Raw genomic sequence first — 25,216 nt, 5'->3', positions numbered from 1 at the left:
GAAGGTGTGTCAGTTGCCGCCAGCGCCTACCAATTGCGGATCGATCGACAGCACCTGTACGGCGTTGCCGGTCGACTTGGCTGGGATGACTACAGCGACCTGGTGGAGGTAGTTCTGGTACAGCGTCTGGGTGTACTTGACCATGCTGCTGAATGCGGTTGCCTCGCCGCTGGTCCAGTAAGCGTTCGAGCCCGGCTCGACGCGCTGCCGGTACTGCTCGGTGAGCGACAGGAACACCAGCGCGTCGCCGGACTCCGTGATGAACGTCAGCGGGACGCCGGACGGCGCGAACGCGTCGGTGACGTCGGCGATGTACGGCTCCGCGGTGTCGGCGGCCCTGGACTTCGCCCGCAGATCGAGCATCGTGGTCAGGCCGGGGGTCGGCGTGAACAGCTTCGACTGCGGCGCGTTCTTACCGCCGGTGAGGTACGCCGCGAGGTCCTTAGCGACCGCCTCGGGCCGGCCCTGGAGCTTGGCCAGGTCAGCCGCGGTCGGGGTGCGGAGTCCGTCGACGGACGGCAGGTCCGCGGCCTTCGGCGGGTAGACCGAGTGCGTCAGCAGCCACGGGCTGCCGGCGTTCTCCCGCTGCCAGACGCCGAGCTGACGGTTCCCAGGCGCGTCCGAGACGCCGGAGCTGACCACGAACCGCATCGGGTACGACGCGAACTGCGGCGCGCCGATCTCCGGGTCGGTGTAGCTGAACGGCTTCGACACGTCCTTGCCCGCTGCGTCGAGCTTCCGGCCGATCAGGAAACCCGCCTGGGTCTGTGCGAGGGTCGGGTTGCCCTCGATCGTCTCCGACAGCTTCCCGTCGCGGGTCTTGTTCGCCTGGTTATTGAGCTGGTTGTACCGCTGGACGACGGCCTGCGCGTCGGCGAGCGTGACAGCCGGGCGGGAGTCCGCCGCGGTCATCGTGTTCTTCGGCGGCATCAGCCCGCAGCTGGTTGCCGTCAGCAACATCGCGCCGCTGGCCAGGAGCGCCGCCGTACGGCGGACCGCCTCGTCGCTCTTCACGAACTCCGGCGACGCCGCCAGCGGGACGATCTCCTCCGCGACACTGTCGACGGGCTCCTCGACAGGTTCGGCGTACGTCGTCTGCGCGGGCTCCTCGTACCGCTGGGAGGCGCCCGCCCCGATGAGCGCGGGCGACTTGGCCCGCGCGACCGCAGCAGGCGACATGAACATCGGCGCCGCCGGCACAGCAGCCGCCGGCCGAACCGCGGGCCGCACAGGCATCTGCCGAACCGGCGCCTTAGCCGGTGCCGGAGCCGGGCGGACTTCGGCCGGAGCCGGGGTGACCTGCGCCGGAGTCGGGGCGGCAGCGGCCGGTGCAGGCTCGGCGGCCTGCTCGTTCTTGGCGGCGAGCGGGGCGAACGGGCTGACGCGGTCGGGGGCGAAGGGGGAGACGCGGTACGCCGGGGCGTGCTCCTCCTCGTCGCGCTGGACCGGGGCCGTCGACACCAGGACCGGAATCCGCGTGTTCGTGATGACCGGGATCTCGGTCGTGTCCGCAATCTCCTTCACCACCGGGCGGCGGCGCAGCACCAGGGCCAGGCCGAGCGCGAGCACCAGAACGCCGGCCCCGAGCACCAGCAGACAGATGCCGAACAGCCGGTGCACCTGGACCCCGAACGTGACCTGCGCGCCGACCGCCGGCGTACCGTCCGCGTTCATCACGACCACGTCGTACAGCCCGTCCTGGATCGGCCAGGTGACGGCCTGCGAGCCGGGCGCGGACTGCGCGACCCACCAGTCCAGCTGGCCGGGTGGCGTCAGCTTCTTGGTGTCGCCGCGCAGCTCCTGCGTGCCGAACGTGGCCGGCGGGTCGAACTGGGTCAGCTGGGTGTGCGCGGTCCCCGAGAGGTAGTCGCGCACGTCCAGGTCCTGCCCGACGCCGATGAACAGCGGCTTGTCGCCCGACGCGCTCACGTGCAGCGTCGGGCCGTGCCGGTCCAGCAGGGACGGTGCGGTGACGACCGCGAGGCCCGTACTGGCGAGCTCGCGGCGGGGTGTCGAGATCGTGTTGTCCGGGCCGACCAGCCAGAAGGCGGCGACGGCTCCGGCGATGGCGGCGAGCAGGCCTGACAGCGCCAGCAGCAGACCCAGGGTGATGCGGGCGAAACGCATGAAGAGGCTCCCGTTGTCCGACGAGCCCGGCCCACGGACGGGTGCACCGGACGGCGGGTGCACTGGTCCGGACCCCTCTCCAGGTGTCCGGAAGCTCACCCGTTGTCACTGAATAACTGAGCCAACAAGGATCTGTTACGATTTCGTGTATTAACGAATGGCCATTCACAAACTCGGAGGCGCCGACATGGCCCGGCCCCGGCTGGTGAGCGACGACGTGATCCTGGATGCCACACGCCAGGTCCTGGCCGAGCTCGGACCGGTGAAACTGACCCTCGCGGCGGTCGGTTCCCGGGTCGGACTGGCGCCGCCGACGCTGATGCAGCGGTTCGGGTCCAAGCGCGGTCTGCTGCTCGCTTCCGCGGCCCGGTCGCCGCTGATGGTCAAGCTTGCGGCCGAGGAGGCCGCGGCACGGAACACCTCCCCGCTCGCGACGCTGCGCGACTTCGCCCTGTCGGCGGTCGCGCACATCAAGCGCCGCGAGGAGCTCGGCAACGGTCTCGGCTTCGTCCAGCTCGACGTCGCGGATCCGGAGTTCCGGCAGCACGCGCTGGCGCACTCCGCGGCGGTCGTCGACAGCTGCGACACGTTCTACCGAGCCGCCGTGGAAGTCGGTGAGCTCCGCGAGGACACCGACGTACCGGCGCTGGCTCGGCACACCCTTGTCTGTTTCAATGGCGCGCTCCAGGTCTGGGCGGTGAACGGCTGGGGCTCGCTGTCCGAGTTCCTGACCGAGCAGCTCGACCTGATGATCGCCCCCTATCTCAGGACCGACGGTGGCGGGCTGTTCAGTGCAGGTACGACGCGCCGTTGAAGTCGAGGACCGCGCCGCTCGCCCAGTTCGCCTGGGCTGAGGCGAGCCAGTAGATCGCGTTCCCGACCTCCTCGGCGGTCGCGACCCGGCCGAACGGGCTCTGCGCCCGGATCGCATCGCCGTTGGGACCCGCGAGGAACGTCTCGGTCATGTCGGTCGCGATGAAACCGGGCGCGATTGACGTCACGGTGATGTCATGTGGCGCCAACGACGCCGCCAACGACTGCCCGAGCGAGTGCAATCCGGCCTTCGAGGCGCCGTACGCCGGGACGTCGGGCTCACCGCGGTACGCGCCGCGGGACCCGACGTTGACGATCGCGCCCCGCCGGACACCGTCCGCGGGCTCCTTGTCGAGCATCTGCCGCGCCACGCACCAGGTCACGTGCGCCGCGCCCTCGAGGTTGACGGCTAGGGTACGACGCCACGTCGCGACCCATTCGTCGTACGACGTCTCCGCCAGCGGGTGACCGACCCGCCGGGAGCCCGCGACCGGCTCGTCGACGAACATCGCGGCGTTGTTCACCAGCACGTCGACGCGACCGAGCGCGGCGGCCGATTCCGCAACCAGGGAAGGGATTGCGGCGGCATCGCCGAGGTCCGCGGCGATCACCGCATGGCCCTCGCCGGGCAGTCCGGCGCGGACCTCCTCGGCGCGATCGACGGCGCCCCGGCAGTGCAGCACGACCCGGTCGCCGGCCTCGGCGAATGCCCGCGCGGCGGCCGCGCCGACACCCCTCGACGCACCGGTGACGAGAACTCCTCTGGACACGTTTCCTCCTGTCGATGACTGCACCACATCATGCACGTGGCGGCACCATGACATCAGCAGGGGTTGACAGTGACGTCATCGTGACGTCATGCTTGCTGTCATGGAACTTGACCACTACCTCGAGTCGGTCCGGCGGAGCGTCGAGAACGCCACCGCCCTGGCCGACGAGCAAACGCGCTCCGTGGCTCAGCGCCTCGGGGCAACGCTGGATGACGCGGGCCGCCTGGCCCTCATCTCAGCCCTGTCCGACGCCGCCGGGGAGATCAGCCGTGAGCTGTCCCCGGGTTCGGTCGAGCTCCGGATGGCCGGCGGCCGCCCGGAGTTCGTGGTCACGCCGGCGCCCAGCCAGCTGACCGGTCCGGACGAGACCGACGAAGACATCGACGACGAGACCGACGCCGAGGCCGACGAGCAGTTCGTGTTCGACGCCGACGAGCCGACCGCGCGGATCACGCTGCGGCTGCCGATGTCGATCAAGAACAAGGTCGACGAGGCCGCCAACGCCGAGGGCATCTCCTCGAACGCGTGGCTGATGCGCACCGTGATGACCGAGCTCAGCGAGCGCCGCCGCGGCGGCCCGCGCCCGCCCCGGCCGCCGCGCCCGCCGCGTGGCCCGGTGTTCGGCCCGGAGGGCCCGCTGGGTCCGAACGGACCGCTCGGCCCCGACGGCGTCTTCGGCCCGAACGGCGTGTTCGGTCCGAACGGCCCGTTCGGCGAGGAGGGCGTCTTCGGCCAGGACCGCGGCCGGTTCGAGCGCGACCGGCGCCGTGACGACCGGGACCGCCGCCGGGAAGACAAGGAGCGGCGCCGCGAGAACAAGGACCGGAACCGGGGCGGACATGGCCCGGGCCAGCGACTGACGGGATGGGCAGAATGAGCGAGCGCAGTGCGACCCAGTTCATCGACGACGAGCACGAGCGGATCGACCGGATCCGGATCGAGATCGGCTCCGGCCTGGTCGAGCTCGGGCCGCACCCCGACGGTGAGGGCACCGTGGTCTCGATGGAGGTCGAAGGCGACGACGAGGGCATCGTCTTCGAGGTCACCGACGGCGAGCTCGTCGTCGAGAGCCCGCGCAACGTCCGCCGCGGCCCGGAGATCACGCTCCGGATCGCCACCTCCACGGTCCTCGACGCCCGGGTCAAGACCGGCTCGGGCGACATCGTGTCGCAGGTGCCGCTCGGCTCCGCGCGACTCGCGACCGGCTCCGGCGACGTCCGGCTGACCCGGGTCGAGCACGAGCTCGGCGTCAACACCGGCAGCGGCGACGTCAAGGTCGAGTCGGCCGCCGGCGCGGTCCGGGCCGGCACCGGCTCGGGCTCGATCGACATCGAGGAGGCCGGTGACGCGCTCGGCCTGAGCACCGGCTCCGGCGACGTCACGATCGGCGACGTGGCCGGTCCCACCTCCGTGAAGGTCGGCTCGGGTGACATCACCATCGAGCGGATCCGCGACCACTCGGTCGCCACCTCCGGTTCCGGCGACGTCAAGGTCGAGATCGCCGACGGGCCGAGCGTCCAGGCCGAGACGGCCCGCGGCGACGTACAGATCGGGGTCCCGGACGGACTTCCGACGTACCTGGACCTGAAGACGGTCACCGGGCGGATCCGGTGCGATCTCGAGCCCGGCCAGAAGCCGGCCGAGGGGGACCGCGCCCTGATGCTGCGGGCCCGCACCGTCTCCGGCGACATCACCGTCGTCAAGGTCTGACCCAAATACGACGACCGCACGCGTCGGATCGGCGCTGTCGGGTTCGTTGGGTTGATGTAGGGGAGCCAGAGGTCCCGCCTCCGGGCGGGACCTGGGCGAAGCATTGCCGAAAACCAGCACGGGGATTGACAGCACGGGGATTGACAGCACGGGGATTACGCGAGGGGAGCACGACCATGATCACTCAGCAAGAGGAAGTTGCCCGTTACCGCATCGCCGAGCGGGTGCAGGCCGCCGAGGCCCGGGCGCTGCGGCGCCAGGACACGAGCCGGACCAGCCCGCGGGAGGGCCTGGCGGGTGCGCTGCGCAAGCTGGCCGACCGGCTGGAGCCCGCCTCCCGCCGCCTGACCGAGCCGGCCACCCGGCCGCTGACCGAGCCGCAGCCCCGCCACCGCGGGACCGGGCTCTCGATCGTCCGATGATCGGCGTACCGCTGAACGGCGGGGCCGCCGCGATCTGCGCCGTACTCGAAAAGCTCGGGCTCGTCGGCATCGGCCGCCGCTAGCAACTCCCGAGCTGCAGGTTGGTGCAACGCCTGTGGATAACTGCCGGACGGACCCGCGGACACTGCTAGCGTTCAGTCGATCATTCTCGGCGACCTGGGAGAGATACCAACGATGTTGCGTCCGATGGTGGCAACCACAGCTGTCACCGCAGCCCTGATCCTGGTAGCCGGTTGCGGCGGCAACGACAAGAAGTCCGAATCGGGCTCGGAGAACAAGGGCGGCGAGTCCACCACCTCGGCCACACCGTCCACCCCGACCGTCCCGTCCTTCGACCCGCCCAAGGTGTTCAGCCCCACGGCGGCGTACCCGGCGATCGAGGAAAAGGGACGGTCCACGCTGGACGAGTCCCAGATGGGCATCGCGGGCCAGGTCGCGCTGGTCGGTAGCTGGGCGGGCCTCAAGGGCTACGACGTCGCCGACCCGAAGAACACCTGGACGGTCAAGTCCGCGGAGGCGGAGACCACCGACGTCTACGACGCGGCCAAGCCGATGGCGGCGAAGGTCGACGGCAAGGACGTGGCGGTGGTCGCGTACGCCGAATCCGACAAGGGCCAGGGAACGCAGAAGCCGGCCGGGCTGGTCGTCATCCAGTGGATCGACGTGATGACCGGCAAGAAGATCGCCGAGGTGTCCCAGAAGGTCAGCACGGTGGAAGGCTCCGACTCCAGCTCGCTCGGCGCCCCGAGCATCAAGGCCCAGGCGTACGACCCGGAGACCGGCCAGGTCGCCATCGGCGCGACCACCACCGGCAACCTGACCGTGGGCGCGACGGTCCAGACGGTGTACGCGGACCCCAAGACGCAGAAGGCGACCGTCGTCCCGGGAATCAGCCCGGCCGCGGTGCACGGCGGCGTGGTCGCGGGCGCCAAGGCCGAGAGCAAGGAGAACGCCGACGACGCCGGGGTCCTGATCGTCGACGGCGCGAGCGGGAAGGTCACCAAGCAGGTCCCGCTGAAGCAGGGCGTCCTGACGCCGCTCGGCGGCGGCGCCAAGCACGGCTACTTCTACGGCAGCAAGTACACGAACTACGGCCAGGGGACGAAGGCCGAGGCGATCTTCACGGTCGATCTGACGACCGGTGCCGCGGCGCAGACGGTGACGACGATCCCGATGGAGTCCGACAGCACGATCGAGTGTGTCCCGGACCAGGCGACCACGGTCGTCTGCACCAACAAGACGATTCGCCAGGGCGCCCGGGAGCTCATCGGTTTCGACGACGAGACCGGCAAGAAGACCTGGGGCTTCTCGGACAAGTCCGGAGGGCGCGTCGTACCCCAGGTGACCGCGGCGTTCCACGGCGTCATCTACGCGCAGACCGATGCGCAGCCGGTGCTGCTGGACGCGAAGAGCGGTGAGGACCTGCCGAGCGGATCGAGCAGCCCGAGCTCGAGCGACAGCCCGTCCTCCAGCGACAGCCCGTCGTCCAGCGATACGCCCTCGTCCAGTGACACGCCGTCCGAGAGCTCCGGCAACGAGTCCCCCGGAAACGGTGACATGGGCCTCTTCAACGGCAAGGTGCGGTCGCCGCAGGCCGTCTCGCCGTACGGCGGTGTCTACCGGCAGCTGCCGACGGGCGAGGACTACGGCGCCACGGTGCAGGTCGAATCGATCTGCATCTACCTCAAGCCGAGCGCCTGACGTTCGACAGCAATGGACCCCGGGACAGGTTCCCGGGGTCCTTCTGTGTTCTGACGTCAGACGTCGGTGCGGTGGAAGTTCTTGTAGGAGCGGGACGGCGTCGGGCCGCGCTGGCCCTGGTAGCGGGAGCCGTACTTCGACGAGCCGTACGGGTGCTCGGCGGGGGAGGACAGCCGGAAGAAGCAGAGCTGGCCGATCTTCATGCCGGGCCACAGCTTGATCGGCAGCGTCGCGACGTTCGAGAGTTCGAGCGTCACGTGGCCGGAGAAGCCGGGGTCGATGAAGCCGGCGGTGGAGTGGGTCAGCAGGCCGAGACGGCCCAGCGAGGACTTGCCCTCGAGCCGGGCGGCGACGTCGTCGGGGAGCGTGACGAGCTCGTACGTCGATCCCAGGACGAACTCACCGGGATGCAGGATGAACGGCTCGCCGCCCTCGGGCTCGACCAGCCGGGTCAGATCGGGCTGTTCCTCGGCCGGATCGATATGCGGATACCGGTGGTTCTCGAAGACCCGGAAGAACCGGTCCAGCCGTACGTCGACACTCGACGGCTGCACCATCGCAGCATCGAACGGATCCAGCTGGACCCGCTTCGCGTCGAGCTCGGCCAAGATGTCACGGTCGGAGAGCAGCACGGTCGCACGTTAGCAGCGTGCTGCTCGTCCGCACAGCTCGAGTTGCCGGTCAGGCCCGTTCCCGTGCCTGGTGGTGAGTCGTCCGGAGCCCTCAGCTCCCCGGTGGGAGCACACCACCAGACCGTGGGCCTGAGGCAACTATCGTCAGTTGGCCAGCTTGTTGAACTTCGACACCTGGGTGGCGAAGGTCTTCACCTGCGCCGGCGACCAGTCCTTGAGCAGGTCCTCGATCACCTTGTGCCGCTTCTTCCGGGCCGCGGTCAGCTTGCGCTTCCCGGCCGCGGTCAGCGTCAGCAGGGTCGCACGCGCGTCCGACTTGTCGGCGGCCCGCTTCAGCAGGCCCTCCTCCTCGAGTCGCGCGCAGGCCCGGCTGACCGGTCCCTTGTCCACCTCGAGCGCTGCCACCAGGTCGGCCATCCGCACCGGTGCCAGCTCCTCCACGTGGTTCAGCAACGCGTACTGCGCCGGCTCCAGGTCCGGGTGCGCCTCGTCGGACAGCGTCCGCTGCAGACCGCGCAGCCGCCGTGCCAACGTGACGAGCTCCTTCTCCAGGTTGTCCACCGCGTCAGTTGTGTCTGTTGCCACCGTTCACCCCTTCATCCAGTTGCCCCGCAACCATCTTGTCCGGTCCCGGCGAGGACCGCATCCTCACGTTGCGTCGAATGTTGCCCCCGGCAACGCGTTCTAATCTGCCAGAAGATGACGAACCTGCCCAGTCCTGAACGTGCCCTTTGTGAAAAACTGCCCAAGAACCCCCGCGGCAAACCGTCCACCCCCTCTTTTCGATGCGTTCGGCACCGAATTCCGGGACTGAGCTGCTGACGGCGCAACAACCCGGCTGTTCCACGGTAGGCCCGCACGGACCGCCCGGCACGCGGACCCGGCGTGGTTGCGGGCACCGAGATCGGCTATGCTCTTCTCCGCCGCCGGGAGACCGGCCGCGCGGGTGTAGTTCAATGGCAGAACATCAGCTTCCCAAGCTGACAGTGCGGGTTCGATTCCCGTCACCCGCTCCACCAACCCCGCAGGTCAGCGCCATGACCTGCGGGTTTTGTCGTCCCGGGAGGATTCACCGTGCCGCAGTCCGGTTACGCGATCTTTCTGAACGGTGGGTACGGCGTCGGGAAGTCGTCGACGCTCGAGCATGTTGGGGATCTGCTTGCGAATGCGGGCAGGCCGTTCAGCCTGATGGACGTCGATTGGTTCCACCGCTCCTGGCCGCCTGCTGATCCGGACAATGCTCTGATCGAGGCGCACAACATCGCCGCGGTCTGGACGTGTTATCGGTCGGCGGGGCCGCGGCAGTTGGTGATGTGTGGAGTGATCAGTACCCCGGATGCTCGGGAGCGTTATGCGGCCGCGGTTGAGCTGCCTGTTCGGATGGTTCGGCTGACTGCTGATGCCGAGGTCACCAGGAAACGACTGCGGGGGCGGTACAGCGCCAGCCAGAGGACGGCGTTGGAGTGGCATCTGGAGCGTTGCGACGAGATTGCTGCGCGCCTTGAGGCTGCGGATCTGGATGAATTGATCATCGACACCAGCAGGCTTGGGTCGCATGAGGTGGCTGGGCGCACCTTGCGCCACTTCGGTCTGCTGGACAGCTCAGAGTAAATCGATCGTTTGCGTTGCTCGGTGCAATTGGTCGAGTTTGCCGGGAAGGTCTCGCAGAGTGGTGCCGATGGCGGTCTCGATCGTCGTGCGGTCGCCCATCCATCGGGCTGCGGTGGTCTCTCCGAGTGAGACGCGGATGTGCTCGCCGAGAACCTGGATGACATTTCTCGCCACACTGAGGAAGAGATCCGCCCCGGCCCATCCGAGTTCGCCGCCTGCTGCGACGTACGCGGTGAGGATTCTCTTGATCTGCTTGGGTTCGCCGCCTCCGAAGAGGTACGCCGACCGGCCCGCCTCGAGGGCTGCGCTGTCGGTTCGGACGCTGTCCCAGTCCACCAGAACGGGGCCGGTTGGAGACGTGACGATATTGTGGGTCTTGAAGTCGCCGTGCGTTGTCACGAGGTCCGGTACGGCGTCGCAGAGTTCCGCGATCCGTGCGCTGACCGCGAGGATGTGCGGAAGGCTGTCACGTCCCAATGCCCATGCGGCGTCACGGTCCCGGGCGCTGGCGAACCAGTCCTCCCAGGTCCCCGGCGAATGGATCGCTTGCCGCCACCACTCAGGCAAGCCGACCCGACCGAGCGGCTGCAGCTGATGGACCTGCGCCATCGTCCGGCCGAGCCAGGCCGAGACGTCCTGGTCGGGCTGAGATTGCTCGATCCATCGGTAGACCCGAAACAGACGATCGTCGATGCGGGCTACCCAACCGAGGAGAGGATCGGCCGGCGTGATCGGTTCCGGCATGGCCACGCCGGACGCGAGTGCCTGACGCTCGAATGCCATCGCGACCGCCATCTGGTGCACATCCGTGGCAGGAAAGTACCCCTTGACGAAGTAGCTTCCGGTTGAGGTGTCGAGTCGCCAGGTGTCCGCGTCGCCGCGTCGGACATGGATGAGGGCGCCGTCCGGTGTGCCCAGATCGAATGCGCGCGCGACTTCTTCTGAACGAGGCATGGTTCAAATGGTTGACCTAGGTTCCGTAGACCTCGAGTTCGACGATGCGCGAGTACGTGTGGTCGTTGCCGTCGAGGCAGAGGATGCGTACAGCTTCCGCCTGGACCGGGTCAAAGGTGGAGGTGACGTGGCCCAGGGTGTTGCCGCGGACCTGGGCGACGGTCTGCCACGCGCCGCCCACCTTCGCCTGGACGTCCCAGTCGCGGAGGCCGTTGAGCCGGGCCGGGTACTTGACCGAGTCGAGTGTGTAGAGCTCCACCCGGTTCACCGTGGCAGGCACCGACAGGGCGACGTCGTACGTGTCGGGGAAGACCGCGCGGGTGCCGTCGTTCCAGCCGGTCAGCGTGTCCCAGTGCTCCGGGTCCTTGTCGCCGTCGACGGCGCCGCAGAGGGTGAAGTTGCCGTGGGTCGACGACGCCGTCGCCTGCTCGCCGAGCGCGAGGTTGTCGCCGGGGCCCTTCGACGGCAGCGGCTCGACGGTCACCGGGACGTTCACCCGCGTACGGTCGACCTCGACGCCGATCTTGTACGGACCGGGCTTGGTGTGGCGCGGTACGCGGACCTCGACCGGCGCGGTCACGGGCTGGTCGGGATCGAGTGCGGGCAGCCACGACGAGAACAGGGTCCGGGACAGTTGCAGTGGGCCGGTCGGCTCGAGCGTCAGGTCGGCGTACCGGTCCTGGCTGCCGTTGTTGGTCATCGTCAGGTTGAGCGTACCGGGGAAGCACGGGAGTCCGACCACGCTGAGTTGTGCCGGCGCGACGCTCACCGCCACGGCGGGCGTCGTCCCAGGGGAGGTTGCCGCAGGCATCGAGCTGGAGCCGAGCAGGGCGGCGGCGACGAGCGTGCCGGCCGCGACGACGGTCTGTCGGGGGATCCTCATTTCTGTACCTCCGCGATGCCGGGGCGGCCGTCCTCGACGAGGAGTTTGGCGCGAGTGCTCACGGTGCCGCCCTGGACGGACACCTTGTCGACGACGCGGTAGTCGGAGATCCATCGCTGCGGCGTGATGGAGCAGCTGACGTACCCGCGCTGGAAGTTGCCGAACTTCATGTGCGGGTTCTCCCGCAGCAGGGTCGCGCCGCCGGCGTCGAGGTCCTGACCGTCGATCCCGGACGTGATCGACGTACCGACGAACTCGGCGCCGACCGTCGCCGACGCGGGGTCGTTGAAGTCCAGTTTCAGGTCCGACGCCACGCTGCGGTGCAGGTCGCCCGCGATCGACACCAGGTTGCGGACCTTGCGCTGCGCCGCGCCGCCGAGGATCCGGTTCCGCGACGCCTCGTACCCGTCCCAGGTGTCCATCGGGACCAGTACATCCGGCCCGTCCTTCGTGTCCAGCCGAGCGATCGCGGTCTGGTGCGCCAGCACGTTCCAGCGCGTTTGCGACGCGGCCCATCCGTCGAGCAGCCACTTCTCCTGCGCGTCACCGGTGATCGTGCGCGCCGGGTCTTTGGTCTCCGGGCCGGGCGCTTTGGTGCCGTCGCCGTACGCCTGGTCCGATCTGTACTGGCGCGTGTCGAGCACGTTGAACTCCGCGAGCCGCCCGTACCGGATCCGCCGGTACAGCTGCATGTCCGGCCCCTTCGGCAGTTGCGCGAGCCGCAGCGGCATGTGTTCCCAGTACGCGCGGAACGCGTTGGCCCGGCGTACCCGGAACTGCGCCGGCGGCGCACTCGGATGCGCCTCGTCGGCCCAGTTGTCGACCACCTCGTGGTCGTCGAGCGTCACGATCCACGGCGCGCTTGCGTGCGCGCTCTGCAGATCGGGATCCAGCTTGTACGCCGCGTACCGCTGCCGGTACTCGTCCAGCGTCACGGTCTGCTGGGTGATGTACGGCTCGTTCGAATGCGGCCGGATGCCGCGGTCGATGCCGAACTCGTAGATGTAGTCGCCGAGGAAGAACACCACGTCGTGGTCGCGCTTCGCCATATCGGCGTACGCCGTGTACCAGCCTTCCCACCACGCCTGGCAGGACGCGAACGCCAACGACAGTTCAGGAACGACAGCGTTGTACGCCGGCGCGGTCTTGGTCCGCCCGACCGGGCTGAGCTGCCCGTTCACGCGGAAGCGGTACCAGTAGTGCCGCCAAGGCTGCAGTCCGCGTACGTCGACGTGCACCGAGTGACTCGCCTCGGGTCCGGTCCGGGCCGTGCCGGAGCGGACGATCCGGCGGAACCGCTCGTCCTCCGCGACCTGCCACTGCACCTCGACCGGCCGCCGATCCATCCCGCCGAACGGCGCGAGTGGATCGGGGGCCAGCCGGGTCCAGATCACCACCGCGTCCGGCAACGGATCGCCGGACGCGACACCGAGCGTGAACGGATCCCGCCGGTCCACCCGGCCGGTCCAGCCCGCTGCGGCCGTCTTGATCTCCGGAAGACTGCCGCTCAGCGCGAGCGCCGCCGCTGCTCCGCTGACGGTAAGGAAGTTGCGTCGTGTAGTCGGCATCGGCACCCACCCACCCGATCATCCTGAGGTGATCACATCCGTAACGGGAGATTACGAGAAGTTCACACAACGGGGTGGGAAAATGACCGATTCCGGCCTATTTCACGATCCTGCTCGCCGGCGGCGCGGTGATGTTCACCGGCTTGTTGTAGTCGGTCATGTTCATCACCATCGAGACGCCGCTGAGGTCGAACGTCATCCGCCGGACCAGGTGAGCCTTGTCCAGCCACATCGAGTAGGTCAGTGTCTTCGGCAACTGGGCCGGGACCTTCTTGCCCTGGAGGGCCAGCGCCTTCGCGGTGTTCACCGTCACGGCGTACCGGTCGAGCTGCTGCCCGCCGATCGTCTCGGTGCGGACGAACTTGAGGTCGACCATGCTCTTGTCGAAGGACTTGTAGATCTTGGTCGGGTCGCCGCCTTCGATCAGCTCGGTCAGCTGGTCGTTCAGGCCGGACGCGACCTTCTTGTACTTGCCCGCCGGCGTGAGCCCAGGGATCGAGAGGTAGGCGGTCTTGCCGATCACGACGATCTTCGCGGTCTTGCCCTGGAATGCCGCTCCGGACATCTCCATGGACATCGCGACGGGGTTCGTGGTCTGGACGCCGTCCATCGTCATCAGGGTCGAGCCGTTGGCGGTGACCGTGCCGACCGTGTGCCAGGCCTTCTGCTTGCTGACCGCCGACGTCATCGCCGGGACGAACGTCACGCGGTTCAGGTGGGCGACCGGCGCGGGCTTGGCCGGCGCAGTGTTGGTGGCGACCGGCTTGGGTGCGGCAGTTGTGGTGGCCGGAGTCGTCGGCTTGTAGCCGGTGGCCTTCGGCTCTCCGCCGCAGGCGGCCAGGCCGAGGGCGAGTGGTACGGCGGCTGCGGTGGCCACGGCGGCGCGGAACTTCATGATGCGTTTTCCTCCCCAGATGATGCAGACGGTGGATCTTATGGTCTGGACCACCTGAGGAGGAAGAGGTTTGCAGCTAGTTGCAGGTCAGCTTTCGCCACCCAACCCCGAACTGCGCCGTACAGAAGCGAGCAGGAGCTGAGCGACATCCTGGACCTCGACCGACTCGCGGGCCGATCCGTCGGCCTGCTTGGCGGTGAGGCCGTCGGACAGCATCACCCGGCAGAATGGGCAGCCGGTGGCGATCTTGTCGGCGCCGGTCTCGACCGCCTCGGTGGTGCGGTTCAGGTTGATGCGGGTGCCGAGCTTCTCCTCCATCCACATCCGCGCGCCGCCGGCGCCGCAGCAGAACGACTTCGTCTGGTTCCGCGGCATCTCGGCGTACTCCGCGCCCGGGATGATGTCGAGCAGCTCGCGCGGGGCGTCGTACACCTGGTTGTGGCGGCCGAGGTAGCACGGGTCGTGGTACGTGATCTTCTGGCCGTTGAGCGAACTGTCGGCCGGCGCGACCGGGGTCAGCTTGCCGTCGCGGACCAGCCGGTTCAGCAGCTGCGTGTGGTGGATGACGTCGAGCTCGACGCCGAGCTGGGAGTACTCGTTCTTCAGCGTGTTGAAGCAGTGCGCGCAGGTGGAGACGACCTTACGCACTCCTGTCTCCTTGAAGACCTCGGCGTTCTGCATCGCCAGCTGCTGGAACACGAACTCGTTGCCGGACCGCCGCGCCGGGTCGCCCGTACACGTCTCACCATCACCCAGTACGGCGAAGCTCACACCCGCGATGTTCAGCAGTTCGGCGACTGCCTGCGTGGTCTTCTTCGCGCGGTCCTCGAACGCGCCGGCGCAGCCGACCCAGAACAGGTACTCGACCTCGTCCAGCGACTCGACGTCCGAACCGACCTGCTTCACCTCGAACGGCAGGTCCTTGGCCCAGTCCATCCGGCCGGACGGGTTCATGTTCCACGGGTTGCCCTTGTTCTCCAGGCCCTTGAACAGCCCGTTGAGCTCGGAGGGGAACGACGACTCGATCAGCACCTGGTACCGGCGCATGTCCATGATCGCGTCGACGTGCTCGATGTCGACCGGGCACTGCTGCACGCACGCACCGCACGAGGTGCACGCCCACAGCGCCTCCTCGTCGATGACCGCGACGTCCGCGGGTCCGACCAACGGCTTCTCCTGCTCGGCGAGGACGAGCTCCGGCAGCGACTTGCGGGTGTCGTCATCGGCGGCGAGCAGGTACGGCGCCTTGGCGTACGCGTGCTCGCGCAGACCCATCATGATCAGCTTCGGCGACAGCGGCTTGTCGGTGTTCCACGCCGGGCACTGCGACTGGCATCGCCCGCACTCGGTGCAGGTGGTGAAGTCGAGCAGGCCCTTCCAGGTGAAGTCCTCGACCTTGCCGACCCCGAGAGCCGCGTCCTCGTCGAGTTCGTCGATGTTCTCGAAGTCGATCGGGGCACCGTTGACCATGATCGGCTGCAGCGCGCCGAGCGCCGTACCGCCGTCGGCCTTGCGCTTGAACCAGATATTCGGCCAGGCGGTGAACCGGTGCCAGGCCACGCCCATCGTCGCGTTCAGCGAGATCGTGATCATCCACGCGAACGAGATCAGGATCTTGACCATCGCGACCAGGTAGACCGTGTTCTCCAGCGCGTGCTCGGACAGGCCGCCGAACAGACCGGTGCCGACGAAGAACGTGCTGGGGAAGTGGAACTTGGTCCCGCCGCCGAGCTCGTACTCGAGGCCGCGGAGCAGCAGGATGCAGATCAGTACGCCGAGGATCGTGTACTCGACGTAGTACGCCTGCCAGGCTCGCGACCCGAAGAACCGGCTGTAACGCCCCTCGGAGCCTCGTGGCAGGTTGCGCAACCGGATCGCCATCAGCCCGATGATCGACACCAGGCCGGTCCAGGTGAGGAACTCGCTGACCCACTCGAACACGAACCAGTGACCGATCACCGGCAGCACCCAGTGCGGGTCGAACAACTGCCCGAACGCCGTCACCAGGCTGAGGAACAGCCCGATGAAACCGAACGCGACGAACCAGTGCAGGACGCCGATATGGCTCCACTGCAGCATCCGGGTGTGGAGAAGCGTCTCCTTGGCGAGCGTGACGGAGCGCTGGCCGGGCTGGTCGGTCCGGCTGACCGGCTGGCCCAGCTTGATGACGGACACGATGTGCCCGATCGTCTTGCCGAACAACGCGACACCGACAGCGGCGATCGCGAGCGAGACGACGATGGCGAGGATCTGCATACCAGCGATGTTATTGGTCGGTTACCCGTCAGTCATGTCTGTGTAGGCCTCGTCACGCCGCCAATTCGGCTGTCACGAAATCGACACACAGCGTTACAGAAGGTTCGTTGCGCCCGAAGTAGACCAATCCGTAAATTTCCAACCACTGCAACCGCAGTACCTGTCAATCGGTTTCGGTGGGAGAGAACCATGCGTCTTCGTCGGGGAATCGCTGCTGGAGTACTGATCGCGACCGGTCTGGTGGTGCCGGCCGCCGCGAATGCGGCACCGGCCGCGGCCAAGAAGTGCGACACCAAAGCGGTCTACTGGTACGAACGCGGCGGTCACGAGGTGTACGTCGGCACGAACCTCTACAGCGACTGGATGGAGGGTCCGGGCCGGATCACCTACCAGAAGACCGCCACCTCGGAGTCGAACTCGTCCTGGTCCGGTGACCTCGGGGTGAGCATCCCGCTGGTGATCGCCGAGATCCAGAACAAGTACTCCAAGACGGTCGGGAAGTCCCACGCGGTCACCGACAGCTGGTCGTATACGGCTGAGGTACCGGCCGGCAAGGTACGCCGTCTGCACCAGCTCAAGCAGTCCTGGCGGGTCCAGGTGGTGCGCTGGAAGTACACCACCAGCGACTGCAAGAAGACCAAGGAAGTCAGCAACAAGACCGCCACGTTCCCGACCAAGAACCGCGACTACATGTGGATCCTCGTCGGCCGCGAGTAAGTCAGTCGAGCAGTCTGGTGAGGCGGGCGGAGACGGCGGCGCGGCGCGGGTCGTCCGTCGGCAGGCCGGCGGCGAGGGCCTCGAAGATTTCCAGGTCCTCGGCGCCGGTGCTGGTCTGCGCGAACTGCCACAGCAGGTCGGCGTTGCGCGCGTCGAGCGTCGCGCGGCGGAGGGTGGCGTCGAGTTCGTCGCGTTCGGAGCGCAGTGCCGGGGCGTCGGAGCGGGCGAGCAGCGGACCGGCGTACAGCTCGAGGGCCGTCCGCAGGTCGCCGCTGCGGAGGGCTGCCTGTACTTCGGTCACGTCGCCGGTGACGTCCGCGATGATGCGGTACGGCTTGGTGTCGAGGACTCCGCCGCCGAGCAGGTTCCGCAGCCGGTGCATCTCGGCGCGCACCGTGGTCGGGTTGCCCTCGTCGCCGTACAACTGGAGCATCAGCTGCTCGGCCGTGAGTCCGGTCGGCTGCAGTAATAACAGTGCGAGTACTTCGGCGCGCCGCAACGTCAGCGCGATCTCGCGGCCGCCGACGACCGCGGTCGGCTGCCCCGAACCGAGCAGCTTCAACCGCAACGACGGTCGCGTACGGCGTACCGGCGTACCGGGCATGCGAAGCAGGAAGCCCTCGTCGAGACGCTCCACCAATCCTTCCCGGCCGTCGCCGAGGTCGATGCGGTCGGCGCCGTCCGGTACGACGAGGCGGTCGGGCAACCATTCGAGCGGCTGGACCGCGAGCACACGACCCGTCGGGGTCAGCAAGGCGCCGGGCGCATCGCCGAGCGCCATCAGGTGCCGCATGTTGCGGGCGCGCAGCATCTCGTCGGCGGCGGCCATCCGGACCTTCAGCTGTCCCTCGGCGAGCTGCGCCGCCGCGGTCACCAGGGCGACCATCGCGGGGTGGACCGTGCGCAGCGGTCCGGAGACGTCGACCGCGCCGAGCAGCTTGCCGGTGTCGGGATCGTGGACCGGCGCGGCGGCACAGGTCCATTCGTGGATCCGGCGGACCAGGTGTTCGGCCGAGTGGATCTGGACCGGTTGGCCGACGGCGAGCGACGTACCCATGCCGTTCGTCCCGATCTTCTCCTCCGACCAGACCGCACCCTCGGACAGCGCGATCCGGTCGGCCTGGCGTTTCACCTCCGACGAACCCTCGCGCCACAGGATCGTCCCCTGGGCGTCGGTGATGATCATGATGTGCGACGCCTCGTCGGCGATCGTGGTCAGCGTCTGCCGGAGCACCGGAAGGACAGCCTGCAGCGGGTGGTTCTCGCGGAGCGCCGCGACCACGTCCGGGTCGACGATCACCGGCGGCGCGTCCAGCTCGGGATCCACCGCGGCCGCGAGAGAGCGCTCCCAGGAAGCGGCGACCAGCGGGCGCGGGTCGCCGGTGGCCCGGCCGCCGCCGAGCACCTCGTCGTACATCTCACTCAACCGGCGGGCCTGATCCGCTGGGTCCATGCCGCCTCACTCCGCGCTGCAACGTCGGTGCAACGTTCATTCTCCTACCTTCGGTTCAACGTCGGGTATCCGAAGGAGAACCAATGACGATCTTCGCAGCTCCGGGGCAGGATGGCAGCCCGGTCACGTACAAGTCGCGCTACGAGCACTACATCGGCGGCGAGTGGGTGCCGCCGGTCAAGGGTGCGTACTTCGAGAACCCCACTCCGGTCACCGGTGAGAACTTCACCGAGATCGCTCGCGGTACGGCGGACGACGTCGAGCGCGCCCTCGACGCCGCCCACGGTGCCGCGCCGGGCTGGGGACGGACGTCACCGGCCGAGCGGGCCAACATCCTGAACAAGATCGCCGACCGGATCGAGGCCAACCTCGAACTGCTCGCGGTCGCCGAGTCCTGGGACAACGGCAAGGCCGTCCGCGAGACGCTGGCCGCCGACCTGCCGCTGGCGATCGACCACTTCCGGTACTTCGCCGGCGCGCTGCGGGCCCAGGAGGGCTCGGTGTCGGTGATCGACGACGACACGATCGCCTACCACTTCCACGAGCCGCTCGGCGTCGTCGCGCAGATCATCCCGTGGAACTTCCCGATCCTGATGGCGGTCTGGAAGCTGGCGCCCGCGCTGGCGGCCGGCAACGCCGTCGTACTCAAGCCGGCCGAGCAGACCCCGGCCTCGATCCACGTGCTGATCGAACTGATCCACGACCTGCTGCCGCCGGGTGTGCTGAACGTCGTCAACGGGTTCGGCGTCGAGGCCGGCAAACCGCTTGCCTCGAGCAACAGAGTCGCCAAGGTCGCGTTCACTGGTGAGACCACGACCGGCCGGCTGATCATGCAGTACGCGTCCGAGAACATCATCCCGGTAACCCTCGAGCTCGGCGGCAAGAGCCCGAACGTGTTCTTCGCCGACGTCGCGTCGTCCCGGGACGACTTCTACGACAAGGCGCTCGAGGGCTTCACGATGTTCGCGCTGAACCAGGGCGAGGTGTGCACCTGCCCTTCGCGGGCGCTGATCCAGTCGTCCATCTACGACTCCTTCCTCGACGACGCGGTGGCCCGGACGCAGGCGATCAAGCTCGGCAACCCGCTCGACACCGACACGATGATGGGCGCGCAGGCCAGCAACGACCAGTACGAGAAGATCCTCGCCTACATCGAGATCGGTCGCGCCGAGGGCGCTCGCGTGGTCACCGGCGGAGCGCGCGCCGAGCTCGACGGCGACCTGAGCGGTGGGTACTACATCCAGCCGACGGTCTTCGAGGGCGACAACAAGATGCGGATCTTCCAGGAGGAGATCTTCGGTCCGGTCGTCGCGGTGACCAGGTTCGACGACTACGCCGACGCGATGAAGATCGCCAACGACACGCTGTACGGACTCGGGGCGGGCGTCTGGTCGCGGGACATCAACACGGCGTACCGGGCCGGCCGGGAGATCCAGGCCGGGCGGGTCTGGACGAACAACTACCACGCGTACCCCGCGCACGCGGCGTTCGGCGGGTACAAGAACTCCGGCATCGGCCGGGAGAACCACAAGATGATGCTCGACCACTACCAGCAGACCAAGAACCTGCTGGTCAGCTACAGCCCCTCCAAGCTGGGGTTCTTCTGAGCGCATGGTCGACAAGGTGATGCTCACCGACGAGGCGGCGGACTGGCTCCGCCGCCTCACCGGGATGCACGGTCCGCTGATGTTCCACCAGTCCGGTGGCTGCTGCGACGGCAGCTCGCCGATGTGCTACCCGGACGGGGAATTCAGAACGGGGTCGGCGGACGTGCACCTCGGTGATCTGGTCGTCGACGGGGTAGACGATCCGATCGGCTTCTGGATGTCCGCGAACCAGTACGAGTACTGGAAACACACCCAACTCACCGTCGACGTGGTGAAAGGCCGAGGCAGCGGCTTCTCGGTGGAAGCCCCCGAAGGCGTCCGCTTCCTGATCCGCTCCCGCCTCTTCACCGACAAAGAGTCCGCAGAACTAGGACTCCTCTAAGCGAGTGCCGACCGTCCGGTGGCGTTGCCGGGCGGCCGGCACTCTTCTATGTCCCGAGTACGGCGGCGTAGATCGCGGAACTGTCCCGGTCGCTGTCCCCGTCCTTCAACTCCAGGATCCGCCGCCGCTGCTCGTCGGTCGCATCCCGCAACCGCAACGCGTCAGCCACATGCGGCCGCTCCACCACATGCAGCCAGAAGGTCAGATCGATCTTCCAGGTATCGGTGTGCAGCACCGCGTAGAACCGCTCGTCCGTGATTGCTGGTGTGGGGCGTCGGTCGGCTCGTTCGTCTCGGAAGTCGACTGCCTCGAGTTCTACGTGTCGGGCGAGGGTGGTGACGCCAGTGAGGATGGTGGCGGTGGTCGCATCCGGTGCGTCGAACATGACGTCGAGGTCGCGGTCCACCATCAACCCCGACAGCGCACTCCCGATCAGCACGGGCTCCCACGGGAAGGCGCTGCCGAGGTCCAGTTGGGTGAAGAGTTGCTGGGCCTCGGCCTGCAACGCCTGGGCTCGGTCGACGAGAGACATGCCTCGACGGTAGGCGTCAGGTTGTTGTGATCACCAAGGGTTTTCCGGGGTGGATCGGGGTGTCGATCGGGTACGCCGTGCCGTCGACGTGGACTGCTCGGAGGTCGAGGTGGCCGGCTTTGCAGGTGATGGTGAGGGTGGTTGCGGTGTGGGTGGCGGTGGCCCAGCCGGTATTGGTGACGAAGGGGGTGCTCCAGGTGTCGGACGAGCGGGCCACGTCGAGTGGGGCGAAGGTGATGGTTTTGGTGAGGGCGTTGTGGTGGTAGCCGGTGAGGGCTTCCAGGACGGACCAGCCGGCGGCGTTGCGGATGTAGTGGTCGCCGCATTCGATCGGGTTGAAGGGGTTGCGGCGGGTGCCGTCGTACCTGGTCCAGAGGCCTTGGAGGATGGACATGGCCTCGTCGGTGAGGCCTTCGTACAGGCAGTGGGCGGCGACCTGGTACTCCGAGCCGGTCCAGACCTCGTCGCAGTAGCGCGTGGGGACGTCGGGGCGACCGCCGTGCGGCCAGGTGCACATGAGGAGCCCGGTGTCGTCTCCGTCGGCGAACACGCGGTACGGGTGGTCGAAGTCGCGGAAACCGGTCCGCAGGTTGTGCCGTACGACGTTGCGCAGCGCCGTACGCACGTGGTCCTCCGGAAGCACGTAACCGAGGTCAAGCTGATGTGCCCACCACTGCCCGATCAACTGGTCGGCCAGACAACCATCACCCCACTGGAAGTCACGGGTCTCGTCCGGGTCCAGTACCTGCCGGTAGTACTCGCCTGTGAACAGCAGTTCGTCGTACGCCGTGCTGCCCGTGTCGAACAGGCTGCGGTACTGCTTGGCGTCCTCACCGAGCAGTAGCGCCATCTCCTCCGCCGCACGCAATGCAGCGAGCCAGAGCGTGCCCATGAACGAGTTGACGCCACACAGGTCGATGTCGTGCGTACTGGGCTGGATGCCACGCAGTACGCCGTCCCGCAGCCACTTGCTGTGGATGTGGTCGAGCAACCGGACCACCTGAGGCCAGCGTCGCCTCAGCCAGTCCAGACCGGCGCCGTGGCGCACCTCGCGGTACGTCTTCAACACACTGCCCAGCATCCCGTCCAGTGCCGGCTCTTCCGGTCCGCCGATCACCACGTCCCACAGTTGCTTCACGTAGAGCGGTGCGCGTACGCGGTGCGGGATATACCCCTCCGGTGCCTGCATGACGTCGTACTCCGTGTCACGCATGTTCTGCTCCAGCGACGGGAAGAGGCGCGACAGCGTCTGCTCGTAGTTCCACACGTGCGTGCAGTTGAGCGGACACGAGCCGCCGTACCGGCCGCCCCACATCGCGGTGGACGCACCGAGAACGCCTTCGAACCCCAGTACGTCGCCGTCCGCGGTCTGGAACACGGTTGGGCTCCGTACGTCGGCCGCTAGCGCTGCTAGCCGTGCACCGGCCTCGCCAGGCAGGCTGCTCTCCTCGAACGCCTTCGTCCAGGCAGTCGTCAGTGTTTCCAGCTCGGACCAGTGCTCGATGACGTGGTCGGCTGCGGCGACCGCGTCCGGCGTACGACGGGTGTACGCGTTGCCGAGCCAGAAGCGGGTGTGACCGTACTCCGGGTGCGGGCCGAACTGGTTGAAGTCGACATATCGGTTCGGGAAGTGCCACGCGATCAGGAATCGGACCTGGATCGTCGCACCCGGTTGGAGGTTGAACGGGACGGCCACCCCGCCGTTCCACGTTGTCCCAGGCGCGCTCGACCCGCTCACCGGTGTCACGGGACCGTTGAGAAAGGCAACGAACTCCTCGGGCCGGGTCCATTGCGGGTGAACGAGCGAATCAACCGTGTCTGCGGAAAGCTCCAGTTGCCCAGCGCCGGGGTGGTCGATGGGCAGTGTGGTGTTCTCGAGGACGAGAGAGGTCCAGCCGTCCGCGCTCCCGGTCCGGCGAACGCGGTTCGTGTTGCCGCCGTACGAGCTGCAGGCTGTGCCGTCGATCGGGGAGACACCGTCCCACCCGACCGAGTTCTGCAGCGCACCGGCCAGCTTGCCGTGCACCGCGATCTCGCCCGGGTTGTGCAGCGTGAACGTGAACCCGACGACCGGCTGCGAGCTGGCCGCGGCATCCGATGGCACCAACGGGTTGAACACGTCCAGGCTGATCTCGATCGGCAGATCCGTCTCGTACTCCACATGCGCGCGGGGATAGGTGGCGGTCACCTTCGTCGTACCGATCGACGGGATGACATCGTGCAGTCGCCGCTCGCCCGCCGGCACCACGTCATCGGTGACCAGCGGGGTGTCGGTGGGTTCCAGCGGCGGACCCTGCAGGAGGCGGATCTCGTCGAGCGGCGGCTCGACCTGGGAGAGGCGGAGCGCGAAGAAGCTGTCCGGCACATGTCCTTCGTGGTTGCCGATGTTGTGCAGCTGCCACTGCCGCAGCGCGCCGTTGCCGGCCAGCGCTACGGTGCCGGTGCCGAGACCTCCCAGCGGCAGTGCGAAGTGTCGAAGGTTCTCACCGGTGTAGTGCATGTTTCTCCGTCCATGTACCGGCAGGCGAACAACGCCACCTGACGGAGCCTCGAGGAGGAAATCGATTGCTCCGAGATCTCGGCAGCATAGTCGGGAAGGCTGAAACCGTGTCAAGGGTCGGGTCTGAGGAAACTCAGGGGGAAACCTTCACCACCCGACGCACCCTCGGTAGCGCCCTGATCACGCGCGAATTCCGGTCCAGCCGGGGTGGTTGTCATGGGTCCGCCCATGACATTTGTCAGCGGTCCGATCGCTGGCTTCCGGTGCTCCGGCGGACGCACGATGCCAACACCCCCAAATCAAGCCGGCCTCCGCCCTCCGGCCCAACGGGACCCGCGTGCGGAGGCCTGCCCAACCTCGAGGAGTCCAGTTGAGGCAACGGATTCTCGTGTCCGCCCTGGGTGTCGGCGCACTGGCCGTCGCAGGACTGACCGCCCAAGCACTGACGGCGTCGGGCGCTACCGCGGCCCCGTCCCCCTACACCGCCGGCAAACACGCCGCCCGCGTCTGCTCGGACGCGAAGGCCAAGCACACCGCGAGTTGCAACGCGGTGAAACTGGTGAGCCCGGACGGCCGGACGCCGGCCGCCACCGCACCGCCGGCAACCGGTCTGACCCCGAGCGGCCTGCGCGACGCCTATAAGCTGAACGGTCTCAGCGCCGGTGGCCGGACGGTCGCGATCGTCGACGCCTACGGGTACCCGAACCTGGAGCGCGACCTCGGCGTCTACCGCTCGCAGTTCGGCCTTTCCGCGTGTACGACGGCCAACGGCTGCCTGAAGATCATCAACCAGACCGGCGGTACGACGCTGCCGAACTTCAACGTGGGCTGGGCCGGCGAGCAGGCGCTCGACGTCGACGCGGTCTCGGCCGCGGCGCCGGACGCCAAGATCATCGTCGTACAGGCCAAGTCGGCGAGCTTCGCCGACCTCGGCGCCGCAGTCGTGACGGCGTCCAAGCAGGCGGGAGTCGTTGCCATCTCCAACAGCTACGGCGGTGGCGACGCGTCCGACGCGACGTACGGCAGCTACTACAACCACCCGGGTATCGCGGTCACCGCCTCCACCGGTGACGACGGCTACCAGGGCGGCAGCTACCCGGCGTCCTCGTCGTACACGACGGCCGTCGGCGGTACGTCGTTGGTTGCCGCTAGCAACACTCGCGGTTGGAGCGAGAGCGTCTGGGACGGCGCCGGCTCGGGCTGCTCGACGTACAACACCGCACTGCCGGGTGCCGCGTCGTTCAGCACCGGCTGCTCGAAGCGCGCGATGGCGGACGTCTCCGCGGCCGCCGACCCGTCCAAGGGCGGTATGGCGATCTACTACCCGACGAGCAAGACGGCGTCGACCTGGGCGCAGTTCGGCGGTACGAGTGAGGCCGCGCCGATCATCGCGTCGGTCTACGCGCTGTCCGGCAACACGGCCGGGTACGCGAACGCGTTGCCGTACGCCCACCCAGGCTCGCTGTTCGACGTGACGAGCGGCAGCAACGGCACCTGCCCGACAACCCAGTGGTGCAACGCCCGCGCCGGTTGGGACGGTCCGACCGGCCTCGGTACGCCGAACGGCGCCGCGGCGTTCTGACCTTTTGAGATACCGCTAGTGACCGGTCCGTGGCTACGTGCAACCTTCCGGTCACTAGCGGTACTGTTCCGAGCACGAAG

Annotated in this window: 22 protein-coding genes and 1 tRNA gene; 11 read left to right on the top strand and 12 right to left on the bottom strand. The window is 67.9% G+C overall.

Features of this window, described 5'->3' with window-relative positions:
• Positions 1-9 precede the first annotated feature (9 nt).
• Positions 10-2,127 carry a hypothetical protein gene (locus ACLJOO_RS09665; protein ID WP_410786525.1) on the bottom strand — a complete coding sequence of 706 codons (2,118 nt, stop codon included), beginning with the start codon at positions 2,125-2,127 and terminating at the stop codon, positions 10-12.
• Between the two features lie 157 nt (positions 2,128-2,284).
• Here ACLJOO_RS09665 and ACLJOO_RS09660 point away from each other — a divergent pair, with 157 nt between their 5' ends.
• Positions 2,285-2,941, top strand: a complete 657-nt coding sequence (locus ACLJOO_RS09660) for a TetR/AcrR family transcriptional regulator (protein WP_410786524.1) — start codon at positions 2,285-2,287, stop codon at positions 2,939-2,941.
• Here the strand turns inward: ACLJOO_RS09660 and ACLJOO_RS09655 are convergent.
• Positions 2,916-3,710 carry an SDR family NAD(P)-dependent oxidoreductase gene (locus ACLJOO_RS09655; protein ID WP_410786523.1) on the bottom strand — a complete coding sequence of 265 codons (795 nt, stop codon included), beginning with the start codon at positions 3,708-3,710 and terminating at the stop codon, positions 2,916-2,918. The two genes, ACLJOO_RS09660 and ACLJOO_RS09655, sit on opposite strands and share 26 nt — an antisense overlap.
• Positions 3,711-3,810: 100 nt before the next feature.
• Here ACLJOO_RS09655 and ACLJOO_RS09650 point away from each other — a divergent pair, with 100 nt between their 5' ends.
• The 4 genes from ACLJOO_RS09650 (at position 3,811) to ACLJOO_RS09635 (ending at position 7,564) form a co-directional block, all read left to right on the top strand.
• The gene (locus tag ACLJOO_RS09650) at positions 3,811-4,587 is read left to right on the top strand and encodes a hypothetical protein (RefSeq protein ID WP_410786522.1); all 777 of its coding nucleotides are present in this window, start codon (positions 3,811-3,813) and stop codon (positions 4,585-4,587) included.
• Positions 4,584-5,420, top strand: a complete 837-nt coding sequence (locus ACLJOO_RS09645; RefSeq protein ID WP_410786521.1) for a DUF4097 family beta strand repeat-containing protein — start codon at positions 4,584-4,586, stop codon at positions 5,418-5,420. Before ACLJOO_RS09650 ends, ACLJOO_RS09645 begins: the two co-directional genes overlap by 4 nt.
• 176 nt (positions 5,421-5,596) lie before the next feature.
• Complete coding sequence (locus tag ACLJOO_RS09640; protein WP_410786520.1) at positions 5,597-5,842, top strand: hypothetical protein; 246 nt, start codon at positions 5,597-5,599, stop codon at positions 5,840-5,842.
• Positions 5,843-6,049: 207 nt separating this feature from the next.
• Positions 6,050-7,564: a hypothetical protein gene (locus ACLJOO_RS09635; protein WP_410786519.1), complete on the top strand. Its 1,515-nt coding sequence runs from the start codon at positions 6,050-6,052 to the stop codon at positions 7,562-7,564.
• Positions 7,565-7,620: 56 nt separating this feature from the next.
• Here ACLJOO_RS09635 and dcd read toward each other — a convergent pair whose 3' ends face one another.
• Together dcd and ACLJOO_RS09625 are read right to left on the bottom strand one after the other, a co-directional pair.
• Positions 7,621-8,196 carry a dCTP deaminase gene (gene dcd, locus ACLJOO_RS09630; RefSeq protein ID WP_410786518.1) on the bottom strand — a complete coding sequence of 192 codons (576 nt, stop codon included), beginning with the start codon at positions 8,194-8,196 and terminating at the stop codon, positions 7,621-7,623.
• A gap of 144 nt (positions 8,197-8,340) precedes the next feature.
• Positions 8,341-8,781 (bottom strand): MarR family winged helix-turn-helix transcriptional regulator, encoded by a 441-nt coding sequence (locus ACLJOO_RS09625; RefSeq protein ID WP_130388106.1) that lies wholly within the window; start codon positions 8,779-8,781, stop codon positions 8,341-8,343.
• A gap of 357 nt (positions 8,782-9,138) precedes the next feature.
• Here ACLJOO_RS09625 and ACLJOO_RS09620 point away from each other — a divergent pair.
• Together ACLJOO_RS09620 and ACLJOO_RS09615 are read left to right on the top strand one after the other, a co-directional pair.
• Positions 9,139-9,212: transfer RNA gene (locus ACLJOO_RS09620), tRNA-Gly, on the top strand.
• Positions 9,213-9,270: 58 nt separating this feature from the next.
• Positions 9,271-9,807, top strand: coding sequence for a hypothetical protein (locus tag ACLJOO_RS09615; RefSeq protein WP_410786517.1), 537 nt, complete (start codon positions 9,271-9,273; stop codon positions 9,805-9,807).
• Here ACLJOO_RS09615 and ACLJOO_RS09610 read toward each other — a convergent pair.
• The 5 genes from ACLJOO_RS09610 to ACLJOO_RS09590 form a co-directional block, all read right to left on the bottom strand.
• On the bottom strand, positions 9,799-10,761 hold the full coding sequence (locus ACLJOO_RS09610) for a phosphotransferase (RefSeq protein ID WP_410786516.1): 963 nt from the start codon (positions 10,759-10,761) through the stop codon (positions 9,799-9,801). The genes ACLJOO_RS09615 and ACLJOO_RS09610 overlap by 9 nt on opposite strands.
• Positions 10,762-10,777: 16 nt before the next feature.
• On the bottom strand, positions 10,778-11,644 hold the full coding sequence (locus ACLJOO_RS09605) for a hypothetical protein (RefSeq protein WP_410786515.1): 867 nt from the start codon (positions 11,642-11,644) through the stop codon (positions 10,778-10,780).
• Complete coding sequence (locus tag ACLJOO_RS09600) at positions 11,641-13,212, bottom strand: alkaline phosphatase D family protein (protein ID WP_410786514.1); 1,572 nt, start codon at positions 13,210-13,212, stop codon at positions 11,641-11,643. Before ACLJOO_RS09600 ends, ACLJOO_RS09605 begins: the two co-directional genes overlap by 4 nt.
• 97 nt (positions 13,213-13,309) lie before the next feature.
• The gene (locus ACLJOO_RS09595; protein ID WP_410786513.1) at positions 13,310-14,107 is read right to left on the bottom strand and encodes a hypothetical protein; all 798 of its coding nucleotides are present in this window, start codon (positions 14,105-14,107) and stop codon (positions 13,310-13,312) included.
• 87 nt (positions 14,108-14,194) lie between these two features.
• Positions 14,195-16,363, bottom strand: coding sequence for a (Fe-S)-binding protein (locus tag ACLJOO_RS09590; protein WP_410786512.1), 2,169 nt, complete (start codon positions 16,361-16,363; stop codon positions 14,195-14,197).
• 189 nt (positions 16,364-16,552) lie between these two features.
• Here ACLJOO_RS09590 and ACLJOO_RS09585 point away from each other — a divergent pair, with 189 nt between their 5' ends.
• The gene (locus tag ACLJOO_RS09585) at positions 16,553-17,080 is read left to right on the top strand and encodes a hypothetical protein (RefSeq protein WP_410786511.1); all 528 of its coding nucleotides are present in this window, start codon (positions 16,553-16,555) and stop codon (positions 17,078-17,080) included.
• A 1-nt stretch (position 17,081) separates the two neighbouring features.
• On the opposite strand, the gene ACLJOO_RS09580 is transcribed toward ACLJOO_RS09585, so the two are convergent.
• Positions 17,082-18,533, bottom strand: a complete 1,452-nt coding sequence (locus ACLJOO_RS09580) for a GAF domain-containing protein (RefSeq protein WP_410786510.1) — start codon at positions 18,531-18,533, stop codon at positions 17,082-17,084.
• 83 nt (positions 18,534-18,616) lie between these two features.
• Here ACLJOO_RS09580 and adh point away from each other — a divergent pair, with 83 nt between their 5' ends.
• A complete protein-coding gene (adh, locus tag ACLJOO_RS09575; protein ID WP_410786509.1) occupies positions 18,617-20,140 on the top strand; it encodes an aldehyde dehydrogenase in 1,524 nt (507 codons plus the stop codon).
• A 4-nt stretch (positions 20,141-20,144) separates the two neighbouring features.
• Entirely contained in the window at positions 20,145-20,522 is a 378-nt protein-coding gene (locus ACLJOO_RS09570; RefSeq protein WP_410786508.1) for a DUF779 domain-containing protein, read from the top strand.
• Positions 20,523-20,568: 46 nt separating this feature from the next.
• Here the strand turns inward: ACLJOO_RS09570 and ACLJOO_RS09565 are convergent, their stop codons facing one another.
• Positions 20,569-21,054, bottom strand: coding sequence for a hypothetical protein (locus ACLJOO_RS09565; RefSeq protein ID WP_410786507.1), 486 nt, complete (start codon positions 21,052-21,054; stop codon positions 20,569-20,571).
• 16 nt (positions 21,055-21,070) lie between these two features.
• Positions 21,071-23,554 carry a GH116 family glycosyl-hydrolase gene (locus ACLJOO_RS09560; RefSeq protein ID WP_410786506.1) on the bottom strand — a complete coding sequence of 828 codons (2,484 nt, stop codon included), beginning with the start codon at positions 23,552-23,554 and terminating at the stop codon, positions 21,071-21,073.
• Between the two features lie 370 nt (positions 23,555-23,924).
• Between ACLJOO_RS09560 and ACLJOO_RS09555 the strand changes: the two genes are divergently transcribed.
• Positions 23,925-25,136: a hypothetical protein gene (locus ACLJOO_RS09555; protein ID WP_410786505.1), complete on the top strand. Its 1,212-nt coding sequence runs from the start codon at positions 23,925-23,927 to the stop codon at positions 25,134-25,136.
• Positions 25,137-25,216: the final 80 nt, after the last annotated feature.

Source organism: Kribbella sp. C-35 (assembly GCF_046549195.1).
Lineage (GTDB): Bacteria > Actinomycetota > Actinomycetes > Propionibacteriales > Kribbellaceae > Kribbella.
Note: the sequence above shows the minus strand (reverse complement) of the source record. Positions and strands in the feature narration are given on the sequence as shown.

Excerpts from the sequence above, each read along its gene's own strand:
- ACLJOO_RS09605 (WP_410786515.1), bottom strand. The coding sequence starts at position 11,644 with ATGAGGATCCCCCGACAGACCGTCGTCGCGGCCGGCACGCTCGTCGCC.
- ACLJOO_RS09590 (WP_410786512.1), bottom strand. The coding sequence starts at position 16,363 with ATGCAGATCCTCGCCATCGTCGTCTCGCTCGCGATCGCCGCTGTCGGT.
- ACLJOO_RS09565 (WP_410786507.1), bottom strand. The coding sequence starts at position 21,054 with ATGTCTCTCGTCGACCGAGCCCAGGCGTTGCAGGCCGAGGCCCAGCAA.
- ACLJOO_RS09560 (WP_410786506.1), bottom strand. The coding sequence starts at position 23,554 with ATGCACTACACCGGTGAGAACCTTCGACACTTCGCACTGCCGCTGGGA.
- ACLJOO_RS09595 (WP_410786513.1), bottom strand. The coding sequence starts at position 14,107 with ATGAAGTTCCGCGCCGCCGTGGCCACCGCAGCCGCCGTACCACTCGCC.
- ACLJOO_RS09580 (WP_410786510.1), bottom strand. The coding sequence starts at position 18,533 with ATGGACCCAGCGGATCAGGCCCGCCGGTTGAGTGAGATGTACGACGAG.
- ACLJOO_RS09585 (WP_410786511.1), top strand. The coding sequence starts at position 16,553 with ATGCGTCTTCGTCGGGGAATCGCTGCTGGAGTACTGATCGCGACCGGT.
- ACLJOO_RS09645 (WP_410786521.1), top strand. The coding sequence starts at position 4,584 with ATGAGCGAGCGCAGTGCGACCCAGTTCATCGACGACGAGCACGAGCGG.
- ACLJOO_RS09665 (WP_410786525.1), bottom strand. The coding sequence starts at position 2,127 with ATGCGTTTCGCCCGCATCACCCTGGGTCTGCTGCTGGCGCTGTCAGGC.
- ACLJOO_RS09650 (WP_410786522.1), top strand. The coding sequence starts at position 3,811 with ATGGAACTTGACCACTACCTCGAGTCGGTCCGGCGGAGCGTCGAGAAC.
- ACLJOO_RS09610 (WP_410786516.1), bottom strand. The coding sequence starts at position 10,761 with ATGCCTCGTTCAGAAGAAGTCGCGCGCGCATTCGATCTGGGCACACCG.
- ACLJOO_RS09570 (WP_410786508.1), top strand. The coding sequence starts at position 20,145 with ATGGTCGACAAGGTGATGCTCACCGACGAGGCGGCGGACTGGCTCCGC.
- ACLJOO_RS09640 (WP_410786520.1), top strand. The coding sequence starts at position 5,597 with ATGATCACTCAGCAAGAGGAAGTTGCCCGTTACCGCATCGCCGAGCGG.
- ACLJOO_RS09600 (WP_410786514.1), bottom strand. The coding sequence starts at position 13,212 with ATGCCGACTACACGACGCAACTTCCTTACCGTCAGCGGAGCAGCGGCG.
- adh (WP_410786509.1), top strand. The coding sequence starts at position 18,617 with ATGACGATCTTCGCAGCTCCGGGGCAGGATGGCAGCCCGGTCACGTAC.
- ACLJOO_RS09635 (WP_410786519.1), top strand. The coding sequence starts at position 6,050 with ATGGTGGCAACCACAGCTGTCACCGCAGCCCTGATCCTGGTAGCCGGT.
- ACLJOO_RS09660 (WP_410786524.1), top strand. The coding sequence starts at position 2,285 with ATGGCCATTCACAAACTCGGAGGCGCCGACATGGCCCGGCCCCGGCTG.